Origin of the sequence: Siminovitchia jepli, from assembly GCF_047228825.1 — a bacterium.
Lineage (GTDB): Bacteria > Bacillota > Bacilli > Bacillales > Bacillaceae_C > Siminovitchia.
Genome location: NZ_JBFEGN010000001.1, coordinates 139,311 through 160,231 on the forward strand (window position 1 = coordinate 139,311; position 20,921 = coordinate 160,231).

Consider the following 20,921-nt stretch of genomic DNA (forward strand, 5'->3'; position numbering starts at 1 on the left):
GGTAAATAAAGGAAGGCACCTAAACAGGTACCTTACACTTGTGCCGATAATTCTTTGAAAATATTTTTCAATGTCGCCAAAAGATCACGGTGATGGACTTCCATCATTTCACCGGTTTTTCTTATTTTCACTTCTACAATTCCTTCGGAAGCTTTCTTGCCGACCGTTACACGCACCGGAAGGCCGATTAAATCCGAGTCGTTAAACTTGACGCCTGGCCGTTCGTTGCGGTCATCAAACAATACATCATATTCATTCATTAATTCGTTATATAATGCTTCCGTAAAACCGGCTTGTTCGGAATCTTTCATGTTAACCGCAATAAGATGCACATCATATGGCGCAATATTCACTGGCCAGATCAACCCTTGTTCATCATTGAACTGTTCGGCAACCGCAGTGAGCGTTCTTGAAACACCGATTCCGTAACATCCCATGATGTAAGGATGGGATTTTCCGTTTTCATCGAGGAATCCGGCGGACATCGCCTCACTGTATTTTGTTCCCAATTTAAAAATATGTCCTACTTCAATGCCGCGCGCAAACCTGATTGTCCCTTTACCGTCAGGTGAAGGATCGCCCTCCTGGATAAACCTGAGATCAGCGTATTGCCAAACGGTAAAATCACGTTCCGGTACGACATTGATATAATGATGTCCATCTTCATTGGCACCGCAGACAGCATTGATCATGGCCCCGACCGCATGGTCTGCTATGATTTTCATTTCGGAAGGAATATTAATCGGTCCAATCGATCCGAAGGAACAATTTAACAGCTCTTTTGTTTTCTCTTCCTCGGCAAACTCTACGATTTTGGCGTTCAAAGCTTTCTTTACTTTTATATCGTTGACATCGTGATTTCCACGAACGAGAACCATGACGGGTTCTTCATCAGCGATCATGACAAGTGACTTAATGACTTCTGAAGGCTTTACATTCAGAAATGCCGAAACGTCCACTATTGTTTTTTGGTTTGGGGTTGCAACTTTTTTCAATTCTTTTTCCGCAATATCCGGCTTTTCATATACTTGGCGAACGTCAGCCATTTCAACATTCGCCGCATAGTCGGATTGATCGGAAAAGGCAATCGTATCTTCCCCGATTTCCGACAGCACCATGAATTCCTGCGTATCTTTGCCGCCAATGGCGCCGGAATCTGCCAATACGGATCGGAAGTTCAGGCCGCATCTGCGGAAAATATTCGTATACGCCTGATGCATTTTCCGATAAACTTCATCCAGGCTTTCTTCTGATGTATGGAAAGAATAGGCGTCTTTCATAATAAATTCGCGTCCGCGGAGCAACCCGAAGCGGGGCCGCTTTTCATCCCGATATTTCGTTTGAATTTGGAATAAAGTTAATGGCAGACGCTTATAAGATTGGATTGCATCATTCACAAGACTTGTGATGACTTCCTCATGGGTGGGCCCCAAGGCAAAATTTCTGTCGTGGCGATCACGAAGGCGCATCAATTCATCGCCATATGTATACCAGCGTCCTGATTCTACCCATAGTTCGGCAGGCTGGAGTGCCGGCAGGAGCAGTTCTGCAGCTCCCGCCTTTTCCATTTCTTCCCTGATGATTTTTTCGATATTGTCCAGTGTTCTCTTCGCCAGCGGCAGATAGGAATATACACCGCTTGCAACCTGTTTGATAAATCCCGCCCTGAGAAGAAGCTGATGGCTCTTTATTTCTGCATCAGACGGAACATCCCTCAGGGTAGGGATAAAAGTCATGCTTTGTTTCATCTATTGCACCTCTGCTTATAATTATTTAATGATAAAAAACCGTTGTATATCATTCCATGTGACGACAATCATCAAGACCATCAAGAGGGCAAAACCGATAAAGTGGACCATTCCTTCTTTTTGGCGGTCAATCGGTTTCCCCCGCAAGGCCTCAACGCCAAAGAACAAGAGGCGGCCGCCATCAAGCGCAGGGATCGGCAGCAAGTTCATGATGCCAAGGTTAATGCTCAAAAGCCCCGCCCATTTCATTAAAAACAATACTCCTATCTGAGCTGCTGTTTCCGTTGTTTTATAAATACCTACCGGACCGGCGAGCATGTCTATTGAAAATTGGCCCGTCACAAGCGTCCCAAGCAATTGGATAATTTTGACCGTCCAATTGTAAGTCTCTACAAATCCAAATGTTGCCAGCCGCAGGAAGGACTTGTCGATCGGGGCCTGCACGCCGATCATGCCAATCTCCTGATCATCGGCGATTTCCCTTTTTGGTGTCACAGGAATGTCCAGCGTTTTGTCATTTCGTTCAACCGTAAAAATCAGCTCTTCTTCCGGATGGCTTCGGACAATTTCCGTAATGTCGTCGAAATCCGAAATTTCCGCGCCATCAATGCTGAGGACGGTATCACCTTCCTGCAGCCCCGCTTCCTGGGCGGTACCGTCGGGAAGCAGCTTCCCGATGAGCGGCTCATTTACCTGAACACCCTGGATGAAGCCAAGCAAAGTAAAGATCACAATGGCCAGTACAAAATTCATCATCGGACCGGCAAAAATTGTCATTGCTCTGGCACCGAGCTTTTTGGAGGCAAATTGCCGGTCCCAAGGTGCGATGAGCGTTTCGGTTTGGTCCTCAACAATAACCGTTTTTCGGGAAAGATGAAAAGTTTTTAAAGTCTCATCTTCTCCGTCTTCATACCCTTTAATGATCAGATCGTGTTCCAAATCGGCCATTTCAACTTCAATGGTCCTGGCATCCGGAAACCGGTCTCTCCCCTGTAAAATGATTTTTTCCACAAGTTCGTTGTTGTCGAACACAAGCGCGATCCGATGGCCGGGTTTGATCTCAATCATTTCGGGATCTTCACCTGCCATCCGGACAAATCCGCCGATCGGCAAAAGCCGGATCGTATAGGTCGTCTCATTTTTCGTATGAGAAAAAACTTTGGGCCCAAATCCGATGGCAAATTCCCTTACGAGGATTCCAGCGCGTTTGGCAAATATGAAATGCCCAAGTTCATGGAAGAACACGAGTGCCCCGAAAATGATCATAAAAGCAATGACTGTATTCAAAAAAATAACCACCTTTTAAAGGAGTGTATAAACATGCTGCCTTGTTTCACGGTCAACTTCCTCAATTGCGGACAAATCCGGCTGATCAATAACATTATGCCTTTCCAACGCTTTTTCAATCAACTCCTCAATTTTTAAAAAGGGGATTCGTTCCTCTAAAAATGCTTCGACAGCGACCTCATTCGCTGCATTCAATACAGCGGGCATCGTTCCCCCTGCCATGCCCGCATCATAAGCAAACCTGAGGCAACGGTACCGATCCATGTCCATTTTTTCAAAATGAAGCATGCCTGTCTCCGCGAGACTGAGCCCCTCTGTTTCCAGATTCAGTCTTTCCGGAAAGGAAAATGCATATTGAATCGGAATGCGCATATCGGGAGTTCCAAGTTGGGCGATTACACTCCGGTCGTGATATTCCACCAGTGAATGGACAATGCTCTCTCTGTGGAGCAGAACTTCAATTTTTTCATAAGGAATGTGAAACAGCCAATGCGCTTCAATGACTTCCAACCCTTTGTTCATCATTGTAGCAGAGTCAATCGTAATTTTGGACCCCATTGACCAATTCGGGTGGTTTAATGCTTGTTTTAGCGTAACGTGCTGCAGTTGGTCCCTGCTCAAATCCCGGAAGCTCCCTCCGGACGCCGTGATGATCAATTTAGAGACGTTTGCGCGGTTTTCCCCTTGCAAGCATTGGAAAATGGCAGAATGTTCGCTGTCGACCGGAATGATGTCCACCCCGTATTTTTTCACCGCATCCATCACAATATGGCCGGCCGTTACAAGCGTTTCCTTATTGGCGAGCCCAATTGTTTTTCCCGCTTCAATCGCATGCAGTGTCGGGACAAGTCCGATGCTTCCGGTGACGGCATTTAGTACTATATCGGCTTGGGCGTATACGGCAGCCTCGATCAAACCTTCCATACCGTAAGAAAATTTAGTCCCGGACGGGAATTCGGTTTTTAATTGATCACAGTCTGCCTTTTCGAGCACCGCCACGAACTTCGGTTGATGCTCGGAAATAATTTTCCGGACAAGACCGATATTCCTTCCGGCCGAAATCGCGCACAGCCGAAACCGTCCCGGATGTTGCTTTATGACTTGCAGCGCCTGCGTTCCAACCGATCCCGTTGCGCCCAGCAAACTAATATACTTCATTATTTCACTCCTAAACATAGTCTACACTCATATGATTTGCAAAATATGCAAGAGCGGCAAAACGAATAGCCAGCTGTCACATCTATCGAGAATCCCCCCGTGGCCCGGCAGGATATTCCCTGAATCTTTTACACCATAATGGCGCTTGAAGGCGGATTGGACCAGATCCCCCATTTGGCCGAAAACGGACAATAAGACCGTTACAAACAACAATTTCATTGTTGGAATGCCCATATCCGCTAATACTGCGAACAATAGGGCGATGACTAATGCAACGGCTATGCCCCCGATGGATCCGCCGATCGTTTTATTCGGGCTGATGACGGGCCACAGCTTTCTTTTTCCCATGGACTTGCCAATAAAATAGGCTCCGGAATCCGTTCCCCATATCACGAAAAGCGCATAGAAAAGATATACAAGCCCTGCTTCACGGGTCTCAATCAAAAAATAAAAACCTGTGCCGACATACAGCGCGGAAAGGATGGAAAAGCCTGCTTCGTCAAAAGTAAAGCGGTTTTTTGTAATGACCGTATATGACAAAATGAGCAGAACGGCCAAATACACCATTTCCATTTTTGTAATCCTTCCGGCCGCAAGCATTTGAAAATATTCACCTGGCAGCAGTATCACCCAAAGCATCAATCCAGCAAGCAAGCTTTGCCCGGACATCGCCGGCTGTTTTTTCATCCTTAACAATTCAAAAAGACCTATGGTCGCCATAATATATGTCAAAATCACAAATGGTAGTCCGCCAATCCATGCAAGCGGCAAAAAAATTCCCATGGCAACAATTGCTGTTACGATTCTTTCTTTCATTACTGCAGCTCCTCGCTGATTAATCCGCCGTACCGTCTGGATCGACTTTGAAAAGATTCGATCGCATCCAGTAAATGTTTTTCCGAAAAATCCGGCCATAATACATCAATAAAGAACAGTTCCGTGTATGCAAGCTGCCAAAGCATGAAATTGCTCAGCCTCAGCTCGCCGCTCGTCCTGATTAATAGATCGGGATCATTTAACTGTTTCGTCATCAAATAGTTTGAAAAACATTCATCATCAATATCACTTTCTTTTAACCGGCCATCCTTGACATCGGCAGAAATCTGTTTGATGGCATGAATGATTTCCGCCCGGCTCCCATAATTTAATGCAAAATTTAAAATAAGCCCGTTATTATGTCTTGTATCGTTGATGGCACGGTCGACGGCCTTCCGTGTGTACCCGGGAAGGCGGCTTGTGTCACCCATTACACTCACTTTTACATTTTCTTTAACAAGCTCCGGAAGAAAGTTCCCGAGAAACTCTTCCGGAAGCTTCATTAAATAGTCCACTTCCGATTTTGGCCTTTTCCAATTTTCTGTTGAAAAAGCATACAATGTTAATATTTGTACACCAAGGCGGTTTGCGGCTTTTGTTATTTTTCTGACCGTCTTCATTCCTTCATGATGGCCCGCAATTCTTGGAAGTGCCCTCTTCTTTGCCCACCGGCCATTTCCGTCCATGATAATCGCGATATGGCGCGGTATCGGCTGGTTGAGTATTTGCCCTATTCGGTCTTCACTGTGCTCTTTATCTTTTGAAGTTTTCCATAACTTCATTTTATTGAACATAATTAGTCCTCCGTCAGAAGTGCTGGCATCTGGCATCAAACATATTTTAGCATATTGAAAGGTATAAGCGATATGATTCCCCCCGATTTATTATTACAAATTTGAGAGGCGCGGAAAACTGTGAAAAAAGAAAACTTCCATCTGAATGATATCGCCATAAAAAAACCCTCCGAAAGGAGGGGATAATATCGATTGATATTTGCCTAAACTGCTAAAACTTCCTGCTCTTTTTCCTTCGTAATCCGATCAATCTGCCTGATATGTTCATCCGTCAGCTTTTGGATATCTTCTCCATATGAGCGCAAGTCATCTTCAGAAATATCTCCGCTTTTCTCAAGTTTTTTTAATTCGTCGTTTCCATCCCGGCGAATGTTCCGGATCACGACTTTGGCATCTTCTGCTTCTCTTCTTACTTGTTTCACAAGGTCTTTGCGCCGTTCTTCCGTAAGCTGCGGAATCGAAATTCTGATGAGTGAACCATCGTTTGCCGGCGTTAAACCGAGGTCGGATTTCAATATCGCTTTTTCCATATCACCCAAAACTGTTTTATCGTAAGGTTGAATGACAAGGAGCCGAGCTTCGGGAACGGAGATTGTGGCCAATTGGTTGATCGGTGTCGGTACACCATAGTAATCAACGGTAATTTTGTCCAGAAGTGCTGCGTTTGCCCGTCCGGCCCGTATGCTCGCCAATTCCCGGCTGTAGACTTGAACGGCTTTTTCCATTTTCTCTTTTACATTCGAGATTACTTGATTAGGCATTATGCTTTCCCCCTTACTATCGTTCCGATTGGTTTTCCCAAAACGGCACGTTTAATATTTCCTTTTTCGGTAAAAGAAAAGACGATCAGCGGAATATCATTGTCCATGCATAGTGATGAAGCCGTTGAGTCCATGACGGCCAAGCCCTCTTTCAGTACGTCAAGATATGAAAGCTGCTCGTATTTGACGGCATCTTTATCCAGTTTCGGATCGGTATTATAAACTCCGTCAACATTGTTTTTCGCCATTAAAATGACGTCGGCTTCAATTTCGGCAGCCCTTAAGGCAGCGGTTGTGTCGGTTGAAAAGTAAGGATTTCCCGTTCCGGCCGCAAAAATGACAACGCGCTTTTTCTCAAGATGGCGAATGGCCCGGCGCCTGATGTAAGGCTCGGCTACTTGAATCATGTCTATTGAAGTTTGAACCCGTGTTTCGATTCCCAATTGTTCAAGGCTGTCTTGAAGGGCGAGCGAGTTCATGACTGTGGCAAGCATGCCCATATAGTCTGCCGTCGCCCGGTCCATTCCCATTTCGCTCCCTACTTTTCCTCTCCAAATATTTCCTCCCCCAACAACTACGGCAATTTCCACATCAAGTTCTGCGACTTCCTTTATTTGCTCCGCAATGGATTTGATGACGGCCGGATTTATGCCAAAGCCCTGGTCACCCGCCAATGCTTCCCCACTCAACTTAAGTACAACTCGGTTATATTTCGGGATGCTCATCTGAACCTCCAAGTCAATTATGTATTCCATGTTTGTAAAAGAGGGAACACTAAGTGTTCCCCATGATGGATGATCTTTATTTCTTCGCTTGATTCATGACTTCTTCAGCAAAGTTATCCTGGCGTTTTTCCATGCCTTCGCCTACTTCATAACGGACAAAATCCGCGACTTCCGCTCCTTTTGAGCTGACAAATTTGCCGACTTTTTCATCCGGATTTTTTACGAAGGATTGGTCAAGAAGACAAATTTCCTCAAAAAATTTGCCAAGGCGGCCTTCCACCATTTTTTGGACAATCTTTTCCGGTTTGCCTTCATTTAAAGCCTGTTCCGTTAAAACTTGGCGCTCGCGCTCAATTTCTTCTTCAGACACTTGATCGCGGGAAATGTATTTAGGTTTAATGGCAGCAATATGCATGGCAACATCCTTGGCCGCATCAGCGTCCGTCGTTCCTTCAAGAACAGTCAAAACGCCAATGCGCCCCCCCATATGCAGATATTCGCCAAATGCGCCGTTATCCGTTTTCGTTTTGACCGCAAAACGGCGGAGCGTAATTTTCTCACCGATTTTGGCAATGGCTGCATTAATATACTCGGTTACAGTTTCACCGCTGCTCATTTTTTGTTCAAGCGCTTCTTCCAAGGATGCAGGTTTGTTGGCAAGCAAATGCCGAGCCAATTCTTTAACGAGCTCCTGAAAGTTTTCATTTTTTGCTACGAAGTCTGTTTCGGCATTCACTTCCACGATGACGGCTTCGTTGCCTTCACTTACAATATAAGTCGTTCCTTCCGCTGCGATCCGGTCGGCTTTTTTCGCCGCCGATGCCATTCCTTTCTTTCTGAGAAAGTCGATGGCTTCTTCCATGTTGCCGTTTGTTTCTGTCAATGCTTTTTTGCAGTCAAGCATGCCGGCACCTGTTTTGGCACGCAGTTCTTTTACCATTTGTGCAGTAATTGCCATAGTATTATCCTCCTTGAATGAGATGCGAACGAAGTTGTTTGAAAAAAGGTGACAAGTGTATGCACTCTTATCACCTTCGCTCAGCCAAAATATGGCAGTTATGTTTAGCTGTTATGCATTGGCAGTTTCAGACTCTTCTTCTTCCTGCTCTTCGCTGAACTTTGCCTCCAACAGGGCGTCGGCCATTGTAGCTGTCAGCAATTTTACTGCGCGGATTGCGTCATCGTTGGCAGGAATTACGTAGTCAATTTCATCCGGATCACAGTTCGTATCAACGATGCCGACAATCGGAATATTTAATTTCCGGGCTTCAGCCACCGCAATGCGCTCTTTTCTTGGATCGATGATGAACATTGCATCCGGAAGAGTATTCATGTCTTTGATTCCGCCCAAAAATTTGACGAGACGGTCCCGTTCACGATTGAGCATGACAACTTCTTTTTTCGGAAGAACGTCAAATGTTCCGTCCTCTTCCATTTTTTCAATCGCTTTTAAGCGTTCGATTCTTTTTTGGATTGTTTCAAAGTTCGTTAAAGTTCCGCCGAGCCAGCGGTGGTTCACGTAGTAGTGTCCGGCTCTCTCCGCTTCATCTTTAACGGATTCCTGGGCCTGCTTTTTCGTTCCGACAAAAAGGACTTTACCGTCGTTTTCGGCAAGCTCCCTCATAAAATTGTAGGCTTCCTCAACTTTTTTCACCGTTTTTTGCAAGTCGATGATATAAATACCGTTTCTTTCCGTAAAAATGTATTTTTTCATTTTGGGATTCCAACGGCGCGTCTGGTGTCCGAAATGTACACCGGCTTCAAGCAATTGCTTCATGGAAATGATAGACATAAATTTTTCCTCCCTGGTTTTTTTCCTCCGTTTCAATCATTTTTTGTGCAGACTGTTTTCGAAAGCAGCCCAAAACAGCACCATGCCACAAAATTATGAAACGTGTGTTTTCATACCATCCCATAATATAGCACAATCAAAACGGGTATTCAAGTAAAGTTTTAAGCATCCCGATAAAATTTCATGGCAAGCTCAATTTCTGTTTTTCCTTTCCCAAGGGTTTTGGCAATTTCGGCCAACGTCATCCCCTGTGCCGCCATCTCTTCCACTTGTTTGCGGAGAGATGGTCCCTCTTGGGACGTTTCCTGTTTTTCGGGCCCGTCAAACGTTTCTTCGGAAAGATCGGCATGCTCATCGGCTCCCCGGTTAAGCGGGAGATTTTGCGGCGGATTCTCCCTTTTTTCCCTGACATGCATGATTTGCTGCAAAAACCGGTCATTTTCTTCCCGGATCTCCGCCAGCAGCCCATTTACCAATTCTTCCGATTCGGAAAGCAGGGCGCGCTGCTTTTTTTCAATCTCCACGAAACGGTTTTGCCGCATGAAAAGCAGGATCATGGCAAAAATTAAAAGGACGTTCAATAAAAATGAAATAAGTATCATGATGGCTGTCAAATGGATCCCTCACTATCTTAATTGCATGAGCTCATTTCTTAGCTTGAATAACGCTTTGGAATGAATTTGTGAAATTCTTGAAGTCGACAGGCTCATGATCTGGCCAATTTCTGTCAAGGTCAATTCCTCTTTATAAAACAGGCTTAAAACGAGTTGTTCATTTTCCGTCAGGCTGGCGATTGCCCCAGCCATTTCTTCCAGCCATTCATGATGGACAAGTTGTTCCTCGGGACCGGGAGTTTGTTCATCTTTAATTGTATACCCTTGATATTCCTGGTCTTCATCACCAGTCAGAAAATCATCCACGGAGATGATTTGGGAAAAATAATATTCATTGATCGTTCTCGTTACATCGCCTTCATCAAGGCCAAGCTCATTCGCAATCTCTTCCGCCGTTACACGGCGCATATATCGCTGTTCAAGCTCCTGCTGCACCGATTCGATTTCCTTTGCTTTGTCGCGCGTATTTCTCGGCAGCCAATCTTCCTTGCGCAGGCCGTCCAAAATGGCGCCTCTGATCCGAAACGATGCATACGTTTCAAATTTTAAATCCCGGGAATGGTCAAACTTTTCGAATGCATCCAAAAGACCAATGAGTCCAAAGCTTCTTAACTCTTCCCGGCATACATTTTTGGGCAAATTGACGGAAATTCGCTGTACATGGTATGAAACAAGAGGCATATATTTTTTTACCAAATGATTGCCGGAATGTTCATCCCTTGTTTTTTTCCAGCGATCCCAATGCCTCCGTTCTTCAAGAGGCGGGGAAAGTGACATATGGATCTCCTCCTTATCGAAATGGAAACGGGGCAAAAGGTTGTGAAAATATCCGCATCATGACTTGCCGTAAAACAGCTTGCGCAATCTTGAAATAAATGAATCGCTCTTCATTTCACCATTAAGTCCGTTCCTTCCCGTCAACCGGTCAACGGCATGTTCCAATTTTACAGAAACGGGAGAGCGGGGATATACACAATAAACAGGGCTGTAATCCAAGACGGCTTTTCTCACATGTCTGTCTTCCGGCAAAATCCCCAACAAGTCAATTTCCTTCTGAAGAAACCTGCGCATGGCCTGCTGGAGGCGAAGAAATGTTTCCTGTCCCTGCTTATCGTTATCAGTCCGGTTGCACATGACGAGAAACCGGGTGTTTTCATTTTGCAGATGTGCCAGTTTCATGATCGAGTAAGCATCCATGACCGCAGTAGGTTCCGGAGTTGTCACTACGATTAAATCATCGGCTGCCAGCAGAATGGAAAGCAGCGATTGACCCGCTCCTGCAGCCATATCAAAAATAAGATAATCGTATGTCTCCTGAAACATTTGAAATCCGGCGAGAAACATTTTTACCGTATTGCCGTCCATTTCAACTGCATCATAAAGTCCGTTGCCGCCCGCTACATAAGAAACGCCAAAAGGCCCTTCCTGAACAATTTGCGATAGCGGTTCACCGTTAAATATAAAATCGCCCATCGTCTTGGGCGCCGAGCCGCCTAAAAGCAAATGAACGTTGCCCATGCCGATATCGAGATCAAAAACGAGCACTTTATAGCCTTTTTTGGCAAGGATGACAGCCATATTGCTGGAAATGTTCGACTTGCCCACTCCGCCTTTTCCGCTGACAACGGCCAACGTTCTTGCCGCGTTCTTTGCTTTTTGCCTCATTTTTAATCGCAGGCTTTCAGCTTGGTCCTTCATATGTTTTGCTCCCCAAAAATATAATTGCCAAACAATTCCGGAGCAGCAACAATAAGATCATCAGGCACTTCCTGCCCGTCCGTAATATAGGCGGATGCCAAATTATACTTGAGCATCATGTTTATCATGGGACCGTAAACATCCGTTTCATCCACTTTTGTGAAAATAAATTTTTGGACACGAAGATGCTGGAATTGATTCATGATCAGGTCAACATCCCTCTCTTTCATGGAAGCGGCCAATACGAGAAAAATGTCCAAATCCCTTTCCTGTGACAGGATCCCGTTCAATTCGGAAACGAACTTGGCATCACGGTAATTGCGGCCTGCTGTATCAATAAATACATGATCATGGGAATCAAATTTTTCGGCGGCTTCCCGGAAATCATTTGCATCATATACGACTTCTACCGGCACATCGAGCAGCTTTGCATATGTTTTGAGCTGTTCTATTGCGGCGATCCGGTATGTATCCATTGTAATAAAGCCGATTTTCTTTTTTTGTTCGAGCATCGCACAGGCAGCAAGTTTCGCCAAGGTCGTTGTTTTGCCTACACCGGTCGGCCCGACAAACGCAATGAATTTCTTTTGAAGTGCTGAACCGGAAAAGCCCAGATTTTTTAATTTGCTGCAAAGGAGTGATTGGGCTGCAAGGGCCATTTCCTTTTCATCCGGTTCCTTTTCCGTTTTTCGCCACATATTCAATAACCGGTCGCCCATGGTGAGGACCAATGTTTTATCCAGCTCTTGATTCATCAATGTGAATAAATTTTTTTGAATCACGGGAGGATAAATTTCCAGTTTGGGATCAGGTCCATAATGCCCTTTTTCTACGATTTTTTTTAACGTTTCCAGCTCTTTTAAAACAGCATCAGATTGGGCAGGCAGGTGCGTTTGTGTATGATGCCGGGGATCAACGGCGAATTTTTCCTTTTTTTGGTCAAGAGCTGCGATCACTTCAAATTGTTTCTTTTTGAAAAACCCCATGATGCCCTTTGTCCATAACACTTTGGAACTTAAAATGACCGCATCTTCACCAAGCTCTTTTTTCACCCTGTTCATGGCCTCCGGCATGGAAGCCGCAACGATTTTCTCTACCTTCATCAAACATTCACCATCCCGATGCTCTGTACTTCAACGTCCGCTTCCAATTCATTATAGGAAAGAACCGGCACTTGAGGAAAATACCTCTCTGTCAATTGGCGGACATACATTCTGACAGCCGGAGAGCAAAGTAATATTGGCGTTTGCTGTACCTTCAACAGTTTTTCGATATGGGCCGCGGCAGATTCCAATATTTTTTTGGAATCGTTTGGATCGATGGCAAGATAATTGCCATTCTCCGTTTGCTGTATGCTGTCGGCGATCACTTTTTCCACTTTACCTGAAATGGTCAGGACTTTTAAGACCGGCTCATCTCCCGCATATTGCCTTGTAATTTGCCGTGCAAGTGCCTGGCGGACATATTCCGTGAGTAAATCGGTATCAATGGTCATTTTGGCATAGTCGGCCAATGTTTCGAATATAATGGGTAAATTTCTGATGGAAACATGCTCTTTTAACAATTTTGCAAGGACTTTTTGAATTTCTCCGATTGTGAGCGGATTGGGCGTTACTTCTTCGACCAAAATCGGATGTGTTTCCTTCAGATGGTCTATCAATTCTTTCGTTTCCTGTCTGCCAAGCAGCTCATGGGCATTTGCCCGGAGTACTTCAGTCAAATGGGTTGATACGACGGAGGCAGGATCCACCACCGTATAACCGGCGATCTCAGCCTTTTCTTTCACTTCTTCCGTAATCCATTTGGCCGGAAGGCCGAATGACGGTTCGATCGTATCGATTCCTTCTATCTCGTCCTCTCCTCCCGGGCTCATTGCCAGGTAGTGATCCAATAATAAACTGCCGGAAGCAACATGATGGCCCTTAATTTTAATTTGATAGGCATTGGGCTCCAACTGGATATTGTCACGAATCCGGACAACCGGAATCACAATCCCCAACTCCAACGCCAATTGCCTTCTGATCATGACGATTCTGTCCAGTAAATCTCCTCCCTGGTTTACATCGGCAAGCGGGATGAGCCCGTATCCAAATTCAAACTCGATCGGATCGACATCCAATAATCCAAGTATATTTTCCGGTTTTTTCATTTCTTCCGCTTCCATATCTTCCGGAGCTTGTTCTGCAGCGGCTTCTTCCTGGCCGGGTATCCGGGTAAGGAAGAAGCCGCCGGCTCCAAGCGCGGCTGCGATCGGCACTGTCAGCATATTATGGATGGGCGTTGTCAGGCCGAGCAGAAAAATGGTGCCGGCCGCGATATAAAGCAATTTCGGGTAACTGAGCAGTTGTCCGACGATATCCGAACTGAGATTTCCCTCTGATGCGGCCCTCGTAACAACTATGCCTGTTGCCGTTGAAATGAGAAGGGCGGGGATTTGGCTGACAATCCCATCCCCCACCGTCAGCATGGAATATTTCACGGCAGCCTCTCCGATCGGCAGACCCTGCTGCAGCATCCCGATCAAAATTCCGAACAATAAATTGATCAGGACGATAATGATCCCGGCAATTGCATCACCTTTTACAAACTTGCTTGCCCCATCCATCGCCCCGTAAAAATCCGACTCCCGGGCCACTTTTTCCCTTCGCACTTTCGCCTCGTGCTCTGAAATAATACCGGCATTTAAATCGGCATCAATGCTCATCTGCTTGCCTGGCATTGCATCAAGCGTAAACCTTGCAGCAACTTCCGATACGCGTTCCGCTCCTTTTGTAATGACGACAAATTGAATGATGACCAGTATAAAGAAAACAACCAGCCCGACAAGGACATTGCCGCCCACAACGAATGTCCCGAATGTTTCTACCACATTTCCGGCATCCCCAATGGCAAGAATCGATCTCGTTGTTGAAACGTTCAGTCCCAGCCTGAACAAAGTGAGCAGCAATAACAAAGATGGAAAAATGGAAAACTGCAGCGGCTCATGCATGTTCATGGATGTAAGTAAAACAAGCAGCGCGAGGGAAATGTTCGTAATGATGAGGAAGCTCAACAGCCATGGCGGAAAAGGAATAACCAGCATGGCAATAATTAATATAACACACAGTAATACAGCAATATCTTTTACTTTCATCATACGTTCGCTCCCTATAGCCCAATCAAATCTTATGTTTGAGTCGATACACATAAGCCAATATTTCGGCAACTGCCTTGAAAAAGTCTTCGGGTATTTTATCCCCGATATCGGTTTGTTTGTATAATGCCTGTGCCAGCGGGCGGTTTTCGACAAGCACAACGCCATGTTCCCTGGCAAGTTTTTTGATTCGTTCCGCCATGAAATCGAGTCCCTTTGCCACGACAACCGGAGCATCCGATTGATTTTCATCGTATTTTAGAGCGATGGCATAGTGTGTCGGGTTTGTAATGACAACATCTGCATTGGGAACTTCCTGCATCATGCGGGCCATGGCCATCTCCCTTTGCCGCTGTTTTATTTTTGATTTAATCAGCGGATCCCCTTCCGTATTTTTAAACTCGTCTTTTATATCCTGCTTGGACATCCGGATGTTTTTTTCAAAGTCATACCGCTGATATAAATAGTCCAGGAGGGATAACAGCAGCAGGGCAATGGAGGCGCTGATTCCCATTTGCAACGTCAGGCTTGCGATCGTTTTTAATGCCGCAGGAACGGTTTTATGCGACAGTATAAGAACTTCGTCAATTCTTTGCCAAAGGACAAAGAAAGCCACGAAACCCACAAACCCGATTTTCAAAATCGATTTCAGCAATTCAACGATTGCCCGGACGGAAAATATCCTTTTCATCCCTTTAACCGGATCAATTTTCTCAAACTTTGGCTTAAGCGGCTCGGCGGATGCCATAAACCCCACTTGAAGCAAGTTCGCCCCTACACTTGCCATAAGGCCTAAAAGCATGACGGGACCGAGAAGAATTGCCATCCCCTTGAATATTTCAAAGGTTATTTCCCGCAAATTTCCCGGCGTTAAATCAAGCAGGATATACTCCGTAAAGGCCTGTCGGAAAATGTGAAAGATGGCTTGTCCAAGTTTCGGTGAAAAAAACAGCAAAAAAGTGAAAACAACGAGCAGCCCGATAGCCGTATTGACATCCTGGCTTTTCGCCGCCTGCCCTTTTTTCCTCGTATCCTGTCTTTTCTTGGGTGTCGCTTTTTCCGTTTTTTCCCCGGCAAAAAATTGAAGGTCCAGTCGAAGCTGCTTCATGATTGATTCCCCAGCTTTTCCATCACATCTCTCATCACGTAACCCATCGTTTCAAATAATTGTTGGATAACACCAAATATGACGCCGATCACGATGAAAATAACAATAAAACTGACGGCAATTTTGATGGGAAAACCAACGACAAACACGTTCATTTGCGGTACGGTTCTTGCCACGATCCCAAGTGCCACGTCTACGAGAAAAAGTACGGCAACTACAGGTACTGCCATTTGAAAAGCAATGAGAAACAGCATCGCAAATGATTTGACCACATACTCGGCCAGATCGGGATCGGCAAATCCGAAACTTGCCTGATCAAGGGGGATAAACCGATAGCTGTAGAAAATCCCGTCCAGCAGCATATGATGTCCGTCTACAGCCAGCAGCAATAAAAGAGAAAACATATATAAATATTGGCCCACCAACGGAGTTTGAACGCCTGTTTGCGGGTCGATGACATTGGCGATGGCAAATCCCATCTGAAAATCGATCAAACTGCCGGCAGCTTGAATCGCGGATAATATCATATAAGCAATAAACCCGATAAAAAGCCCCACAGCCGCTTCCTTTAAAATCAGCATGAAATATTCCGCATCCATATCAATCGTTCCCTGATAAACCGTTGTATACATCAGCACCGACAGAAAAAAGGCAAAACCGATGCGAAATGCGGACGGCAACGTTCGGTATGAGAAAAGCGGCATCGTAACAAAAAACGCCGATACCCTGACAAACACAAGCAAAAAAACCGAAAACCGCGTGATAAACTCTTCCATTCCATCAACCTACAAACCGGGTCAAATTTTGAAAAATATCCGAAGTGTAAGATAGCATCCGGCTTAACATCCACGGGCCGAAAAAAACAATTCCCAAAAGCACCGCGATAATTTTCGGAATAAACGCGAGTGTCTGTTCCTGTATTTGTGTCGTCGCCTGAAAAATGCTGACGGCCAGGCCAATGATCAAGGCAAGCAGCAGAAGCGGGCCGGCAATAATCAATATCGTATAGACGCCCTTTCCCGCCAACGCAATAACTGTTTCGGCGCTCAAATGATCACCTTCTTTAAATGTATAGAACTTCTTACGAAAAACTTTCAAGCAATGACTTGATCACCAAGTACCACCCGTCAACAAGTACAAAGAGCAAAATTTTAAACGGGAGCGAAATCATCATCGGGGGCAGCATCATCATCCCCATGGACATCAATACACTGGCCACAACCATGTCAATTACTAAAAAGGGGATAAAGATCATAAAGCCAATTTGAAAAGCGGTCTTCATTTCGCTGAGTGCAAAGGCCGGGACAAGTGCCTGCAACGGAATGTCCTGAACTGTTTCGGGTCGTTCAGCCCCGGAATACGTTAGAAAGAGTTCCAAATCTTTTTGTCTCGTATGTTTGCTCATAAACTCTTTAAAAGGAACAGCGGCTTTGTTGTATGCCTCTTCCAGCGAAATTTCATCCTGAAACAAAGGCGTCAGTGCTTCTTTATTCACCTCGTTGAATGTGGGCGCCATAATGAAAAAAGTTAAAAACAGCGATAATCCGATAATGACCTGGTTGGGAGGCATTTGCTGGGTAGCCAGCGATGTTCTGACGAATGAAAGAACGATCACAATGCGCGTAAATGATGTCATGACCATTAAAATGCCCGGAGCGAGCGACAATACTGTTAAAAGGAGAAACAATTTAACGGAAGTGGACACCGTTTCCGGCGAACTGTTAAAAAAATCCGTGAGTTCACTCATGTGTGTCATTCCCCTTCCGCAAACTGTCCAGCGCCTTCGTTCTTTCTTTTTTGATCCCATCCATTTCTTCCATCAGCTGCTGCTGAAAGTCTTTGTTGCTTTCCATTCCGTTTCCCTGCCTGGCAGATTCTCTTAAGCTATTAAACCACTTGGTCAATTTTGTTGGCTGAAAGCTTTTTTCCAACTGCTCGTTATACTGGTGAAAATATTCCTCAATCTCTTTTTCATCCGATATCTCTTTAATCAAGCGAATATCTTCACCAACACCCAAAACAAAAAGGCGCTTGCCGACCCTTACCATTTGGAGCGAGCGGTTGCCGCCCAAAGCCGTCCCCCCGAGATTTTGGATCAGGCTTGTTTGTTGATATGACTGGCTTCGCTTATTGATAAACTTTAACAAATAATATAAAAGTGCAATGACAAAAATGAGGGCAAAAAGCATTTTAAAAACATCCGCCACACCGATTGAAAAGGATTGATTTTCCTTGGGTGCAACATCTGCCTGCCCTGTATCCTCCTTGCATTTATCCGGATTTTCCAGACACTCGCCGACAGAGTAATCGGTTTTGCCGGCCTGGACAAAAGGCGGGTTTATCAGGATGAAAAAAATGAGAACGGTCCATAAAAATTTACTTTTGTCAATCATTGTTCGATTTCCTAACTCTATTAAAATAGATGGTTTCATCTCCATGTTATCTTAAACGTTCCAGGCGATTCCGCTTGTTTAAAATGTTCGTAACCCTTACACCAAAGTTTTCATCAATGACAACCACTTCTCCTTTTGCAATGAGACGGTTGTTAATCAAAATGTCCACCGGTTCTCCGGCCAATTTATCAAGCTCGATAATGGAGCCGGCACCAAGTTCGAGTATTTCCTTAACCGAACGGCTTGTTCTTCCGAGCTCAACAGTCACCTGCAAAGGTATATCAAATAAAACATCCAGGTTGTTTGCTTCAAAACCATCAACGCTTTCGTCATCAAAATCGGAAAAATGGACTCTTTGAACGTTTGGCATGTTTTCCGCTTCCGTATGTGGATCGGATCGACCCGTATTTCCTTGTGTATGGCGGGATGGATGTTCATCTGTTACCTTAGGGTGAATCGTCTCATTCTTTTTTTCAACATGTTGCTCTTCGGCTTCTTCCAACTCCGGCTGATCGTCCTCCCCTTCATCAAACTTGGATAAAAGCTCCTTTACCAAATCTTTTGCGAAATCGATTGGAATCAGCTGTGTCATCGTTGAGTCAATGATGTCACCGACTTTTAACTGGAAAGAAACGCGGGCAAATTTGGTTTGGTTTGATAACTCTTCCAGGACTTCATCAAAGGAGTCTTCAGGCCAATGGATGGTGGGAGGGGAAATATCAACCCTTTTATTAAAAAATGTAGACATCGACGAGGCTGCTGAACCAATCATTTGATTCATGGCTTCCTCGACAGCACTTAAATGGATTTCATCCATTTCTTCAGCCGGAGAAGTTCCATCCCCGCCCAGCATCATATCTGCAATGGCAGCTACATCGCTTTTTTTTAGAATTAATACGTTTATCCCCGAGAATCCCGTTGTATAAGTGACACGGACCGCGACGCCTGAAGGAAGCGGCTCATCCGAGGTATCCCGGTCTAACATAGAAACCGTTGGCGTTGTGATTTCCACTTTTTGATTTAGCAGTGTAGACAGGGTAGTTGCCGCCCTTCCGACGGAAATGTTGCCAACCTCGCCCAAAGCGTCACGTTCCATGTCATTTAAGTCATCAATGTCACTGTTATTTCCGTTCTCTTGTTCAATGAATCCTTTAGAAAGCAGCATTTCAATCTCTTCCGGAGAGAGCTTCTCGTTATTCATTGTCTTCATCTCCCTCGTTTATCATCGATAAAATTTGTACAGCAAGATAATTGTGCCTTTTGCCCGGCTGGCCCAAATATTTGGGGATGCCGGCTATTTTGACGGTCAAGGGGTCATCGATGCTTGTATTGAGCTGGAAAATATCCCCCTCATTGAGCGAAAGGAAATCTTTTATCGTCAGGTCCGCCGAGCCCAGCTCAACCGTTACTTCAATATCGGTTTCCCGAATATTTCTGTCCAAAGCTGTAATTGTTTCCGGCTTTCTCTCTTTGGCGCCCGATTCCATCCAGTATTGTGCCGAAAGCTTCGGAATGATGGGCTCCAATACGACATGGGGAATGCATATATTGATCATTCCGCTCGTTTCCCCTACAGTTGCCTGCATTGTAATCACGACGACCGTTTCATTTGGGGAAACCATTTGCAAAAACTGCGGATTGACTTCAATTTCGGTTAAAATGGGTTCAATTTGTACGATACTCGTCCATGCTTCTTGCAACGGTTCCAACGTCCGCTGAAAGAGATTATTCAGCAGCTTCGTTTCTATATCCGTTAAATGGTTGATTTTGTTAACCCCGGAACCCTTGCCGCCCAATATCCGGTCAAGCATTGCGTAAGCGATATTGGGGTGAACTTCCATGATCATTCTGCCTTTGAGCGGCGGTATTTCAAGGATATTCAAAAATGTCATGCTTGGAATGGAACGTATGTATTCGTCATATGGTATTTGATCGGCCGAAGCGACCGAAAAATTTGTATATGTTCTTAAGTGGGCAGAATAGAGAGTTGTCAATAGCCGCGAAAAATTGTCATAAATTCTTGTCAAGCTTCTGATCTGATCCTTGGAAAATCGCAATGCCCTTTTGAAATCATAGACTTTTACATTTTTTTTATTATTATGTAATTCTTTTTCTTCAAAAGTAATTTCTCCCTCGGAAAGTCCTGACAATAAATCATCAATCTCACTCTGAGATAGTATTTCATCAGACATGACAGCCACCTCCAAAGGTACTATTTGGATACTTCATTATGAAACAATATAGGAGGTGATATATACTTTTTTTATTTCACCATTTTGTAACATTTCATTCATTTTGCCTTTTATCATATCTTCCAACTTCCTTTTTCCTTCTTTTCCCTGCAAATCCCCGGACTCCATGTCTGCAAGCTCAGACAGAATGATGTTCCGAATTTGAAAATCACGTTTTTCCAGTTCTTCCTTTGCTTCTGCACCGTTCGTTTCAATTGTCAAAGACAACTTTATATAGCGGTCATCCAGCAAGTTGGTCGTAATGTCATTGACATGAACCGATGCTTCCAGAATCTCATCAATTGATGGTTCTTTTTCTTTCGACTTTCCATTGATCTTGTCATTTATCAGCAAAAAGGCTGTTCCGCCAAGGAGCAATACGATCAATAATATAAGCAGAATACGGATGATACGTTTACCCATCACCATGGCCCTCCTGTTTATGGCCAAAAAATTGAATTGATTGATAAAAATCAAGAATTCTCTCCCTAATCAATATTTCCGATTCGGATACAACATATTTATGGCCATTCGTCAAGGTAATCGTCGTATCAGGAAAAGATTCAATTGTTTCTATGTATAATGCGTTCAAATAAAAAGACTTTCCGTTTAATTTTGTGACCTGGATCAATGAATCATCCAGGACCGGAGCGCAGCCGGTCC

General features: G+C 44.6%; 23 protein-coding genes. All 23 read right to left on the reverse strand.

Annotated elements, in window-relative coordinates:
- Positions 1-32 precede the first annotated feature (32 nt).
- Positions 33-1,748 carry a proline--tRNA ligase gene (locus AB1L08_RS00700; RefSeq protein WP_413062743.1) on the reverse strand — a complete coding sequence of 572 codons (1,716 nt, stop codon included), beginning with the start codon at positions 1,746-1,748 and terminating at the stop codon, positions 33-35.
- Positions 1,749-1,769: 21 nt separating this feature from the next.
- Positions 1,770-3,035 (reverse strand): RIP metalloprotease RseP, encoded by a 1,266-nt coding sequence (rseP, locus tag AB1L08_RS00705; protein WP_413062744.1) that lies wholly within the window; start codon positions 3,033-3,035, stop codon positions 1,770-1,772.
- Between the two features lie 15 nt (positions 3,036-3,050).
- On the reverse strand, positions 3,051-4,193 hold the full coding sequence (locus tag AB1L08_RS00710) for a 1-deoxy-D-xylulose-5-phosphate reductoisomerase (RefSeq protein WP_413062745.1): 1,143 nt from the start codon (positions 4,191-4,193) through the stop codon (positions 3,051-3,053).
- Between the two features lie 27 nt (positions 4,194-4,220).
- Positions 4,221-5,009 (reverse strand): phosphatidate cytidylyltransferase, encoded by a 789-nt coding sequence (locus AB1L08_RS00715; RefSeq protein ID WP_413062746.1) that lies wholly within the window; start codon positions 5,007-5,009, stop codon positions 4,221-4,223.
- On the reverse strand, positions 5,009-5,803 hold the full coding sequence (gene uppS / locus AB1L08_RS00720; RefSeq protein ID WP_413062747.1) for an undecaprenyl pyrophosphate synthase: 795 nt from the start codon (positions 5,801-5,803) through the stop codon (positions 5,009-5,011). The genes AB1L08_RS00715 and uppS overlap by 1 nt, the downstream gene beginning before the upstream one ends.
- A 203-nt stretch (positions 5,804-6,006) precedes the next feature.
- Positions 6,007-6,564 carry a ribosome recycling factor gene (gene frr, locus AB1L08_RS00725; RefSeq protein WP_413062748.1) on the reverse strand — a complete coding sequence of 186 codons (558 nt, stop codon included), beginning with the start codon at positions 6,562-6,564 and terminating at the stop codon, positions 6,007-6,009.
- The gene (pyrH, locus tag AB1L08_RS00730) at positions 6,564-7,289 is read right to left on the reverse strand and encodes a UMP kinase (RefSeq protein WP_413062749.1); all 726 of its coding nucleotides are present in this window, start codon (positions 7,287-7,289) and stop codon (positions 6,564-6,566) included. Before pyrH ends, frr begins: the two co-directional genes overlap by 1 nt.
- A gap of 76 nt (positions 7,290-7,365) precedes the next feature.
- A complete protein-coding gene (gene tsf / locus AB1L08_RS00735; protein WP_413062750.1) occupies positions 7,366-8,247 on the reverse strand; it encodes a translation elongation factor Ts in 882 nt (293 codons plus the stop codon).
- A 111-nt stretch (positions 8,248-8,358) separates the two neighbouring features.
- Positions 8,359-9,081, reverse strand: coding sequence for a 30S ribosomal protein S2 (gene rpsB, locus AB1L08_RS00740; protein ID WP_413062751.1), 723 nt, complete (start codon positions 9,079-9,081; stop codon positions 8,359-8,361).
- Between the two features lie 161 nt (positions 9,082-9,242).
- Positions 9,243-9,695 (reverse strand): DUF6115 domain-containing protein, encoded by a 453-nt coding sequence (locus AB1L08_RS00745; protein ID WP_413062752.1) that lies wholly within the window; start codon positions 9,693-9,695, stop codon positions 9,243-9,245.
- A 12-nt stretch (positions 9,696-9,707) separates the two neighbouring features.
- On the reverse strand, positions 9,708-10,472 hold the full coding sequence (locus tag AB1L08_RS00750) for a FliA/WhiG family RNA polymerase sigma factor (protein ID WP_413062753.1): 765 nt from the start codon (positions 10,470-10,472) through the stop codon (positions 9,708-9,710).
- 57 nt (positions 10,473-10,529) lie between these two features.
- Positions 10,530-11,393 (reverse strand): MinD/ParA family protein, encoded by an 864-nt coding sequence (locus AB1L08_RS00755; RefSeq protein WP_413062754.1) that lies wholly within the window; start codon positions 11,391-11,393, stop codon positions 10,530-10,532.
- A complete protein-coding gene (locus AB1L08_RS00760) occupies positions 11,390-12,496 on the reverse strand; it encodes a flagellar biosynthesis protein FlhF (RefSeq protein ID WP_413062870.1) in 1,107 nt (368 codons plus the stop codon). Before AB1L08_RS00760 ends, AB1L08_RS00755 begins: the two co-directional genes overlap by 4 nt.
- Entirely contained in the window at positions 12,496-14,526 is a 2,031-nt protein-coding gene (gene flhA, locus AB1L08_RS00765; protein ID WP_413062871.1) for a flagellar biosynthesis protein FlhA, read from the reverse strand. The genes AB1L08_RS00760 and flhA overlap by 1 nt, the downstream gene beginning before the upstream one ends.
- Positions 14,527-14,551: 25 nt before the next feature.
- Positions 14,552-15,634, reverse strand: a complete 1,083-nt coding sequence (flhB, locus tag AB1L08_RS00770) for a flagellar biosynthesis protein FlhB (RefSeq protein ID WP_413062755.1) — start codon at positions 15,632-15,634, stop codon at positions 14,552-14,554.
- Positions 15,631-16,410, reverse strand: a complete 780-nt coding sequence (gene fliR, locus AB1L08_RS00775; protein WP_413062756.1) for a flagellar biosynthetic protein FliR — start codon at positions 16,408-16,410, stop codon at positions 15,631-15,633. The genes flhB and fliR overlap by 4 nt, the downstream gene beginning before the upstream one ends.
- Before the next feature lie 4 nt (positions 16,411-16,414).
- On the reverse strand, positions 16,415-16,684 hold the full coding sequence (fliQ, locus tag AB1L08_RS00780) for a flagellar biosynthesis protein FliQ (protein WP_413062757.1): 270 nt from the start codon (positions 16,682-16,684) through the stop codon (positions 16,415-16,417).
- Between the two features lie 31 nt (positions 16,685-16,715).
- Positions 16,716-17,381: a flagellar type III secretion system pore protein FliP gene (gene fliP, locus AB1L08_RS00785; protein ID WP_413062758.1), complete on the reverse strand. Its 666-nt coding sequence runs from the start codon at positions 17,379-17,381 to the stop codon at positions 16,716-16,718.
- A complete protein-coding gene (locus tag AB1L08_RS00790; RefSeq protein ID WP_413062759.1) occupies positions 17,374-18,027 on the reverse strand; it encodes a flagellar biosynthetic protein FliO in 654 nt (217 codons plus the stop codon). The genes fliP and AB1L08_RS00790 overlap by 8 nt, the downstream gene beginning before the upstream one ends.
- A gap of 46 nt (positions 18,028-18,073) precedes the next feature.
- Positions 18,074-19,228, reverse strand: a complete 1,155-nt coding sequence (gene fliY / locus AB1L08_RS00795) for a flagellar motor switch phosphatase FliY (RefSeq protein ID WP_413062760.1) — start codon at positions 19,226-19,228, stop codon at positions 18,074-18,076.
- A complete protein-coding gene (gene fliM, locus AB1L08_RS00800) occupies positions 19,221-20,219 on the reverse strand; it encodes a flagellar motor switch protein FliM (RefSeq protein WP_413062761.1) in 999 nt (332 codons plus the stop codon). Before fliM ends, fliY begins: the two co-directional genes overlap by 8 nt.
- Before the next feature lie 36 nt (positions 20,220-20,255).
- Positions 20,256-20,681, reverse strand: a complete 426-nt coding sequence (fliL, locus tag AB1L08_RS00805; RefSeq protein WP_413062762.1) for a flagellar basal body-associated protein FliL — start codon at positions 20,679-20,681, stop codon at positions 20,256-20,258.
- Positions 20,674-20,889 (reverse strand): flagellar FlbD family protein, encoded by a 216-nt coding sequence (locus AB1L08_RS00810; protein ID WP_413062763.1) that lies wholly within the window; start codon positions 20,887-20,889, stop codon positions 20,674-20,676. Before AB1L08_RS00810 ends, fliL begins: the two co-directional genes overlap by 8 nt.
- Positions 20,890-20,921 lie beyond the last annotated feature (32 nt).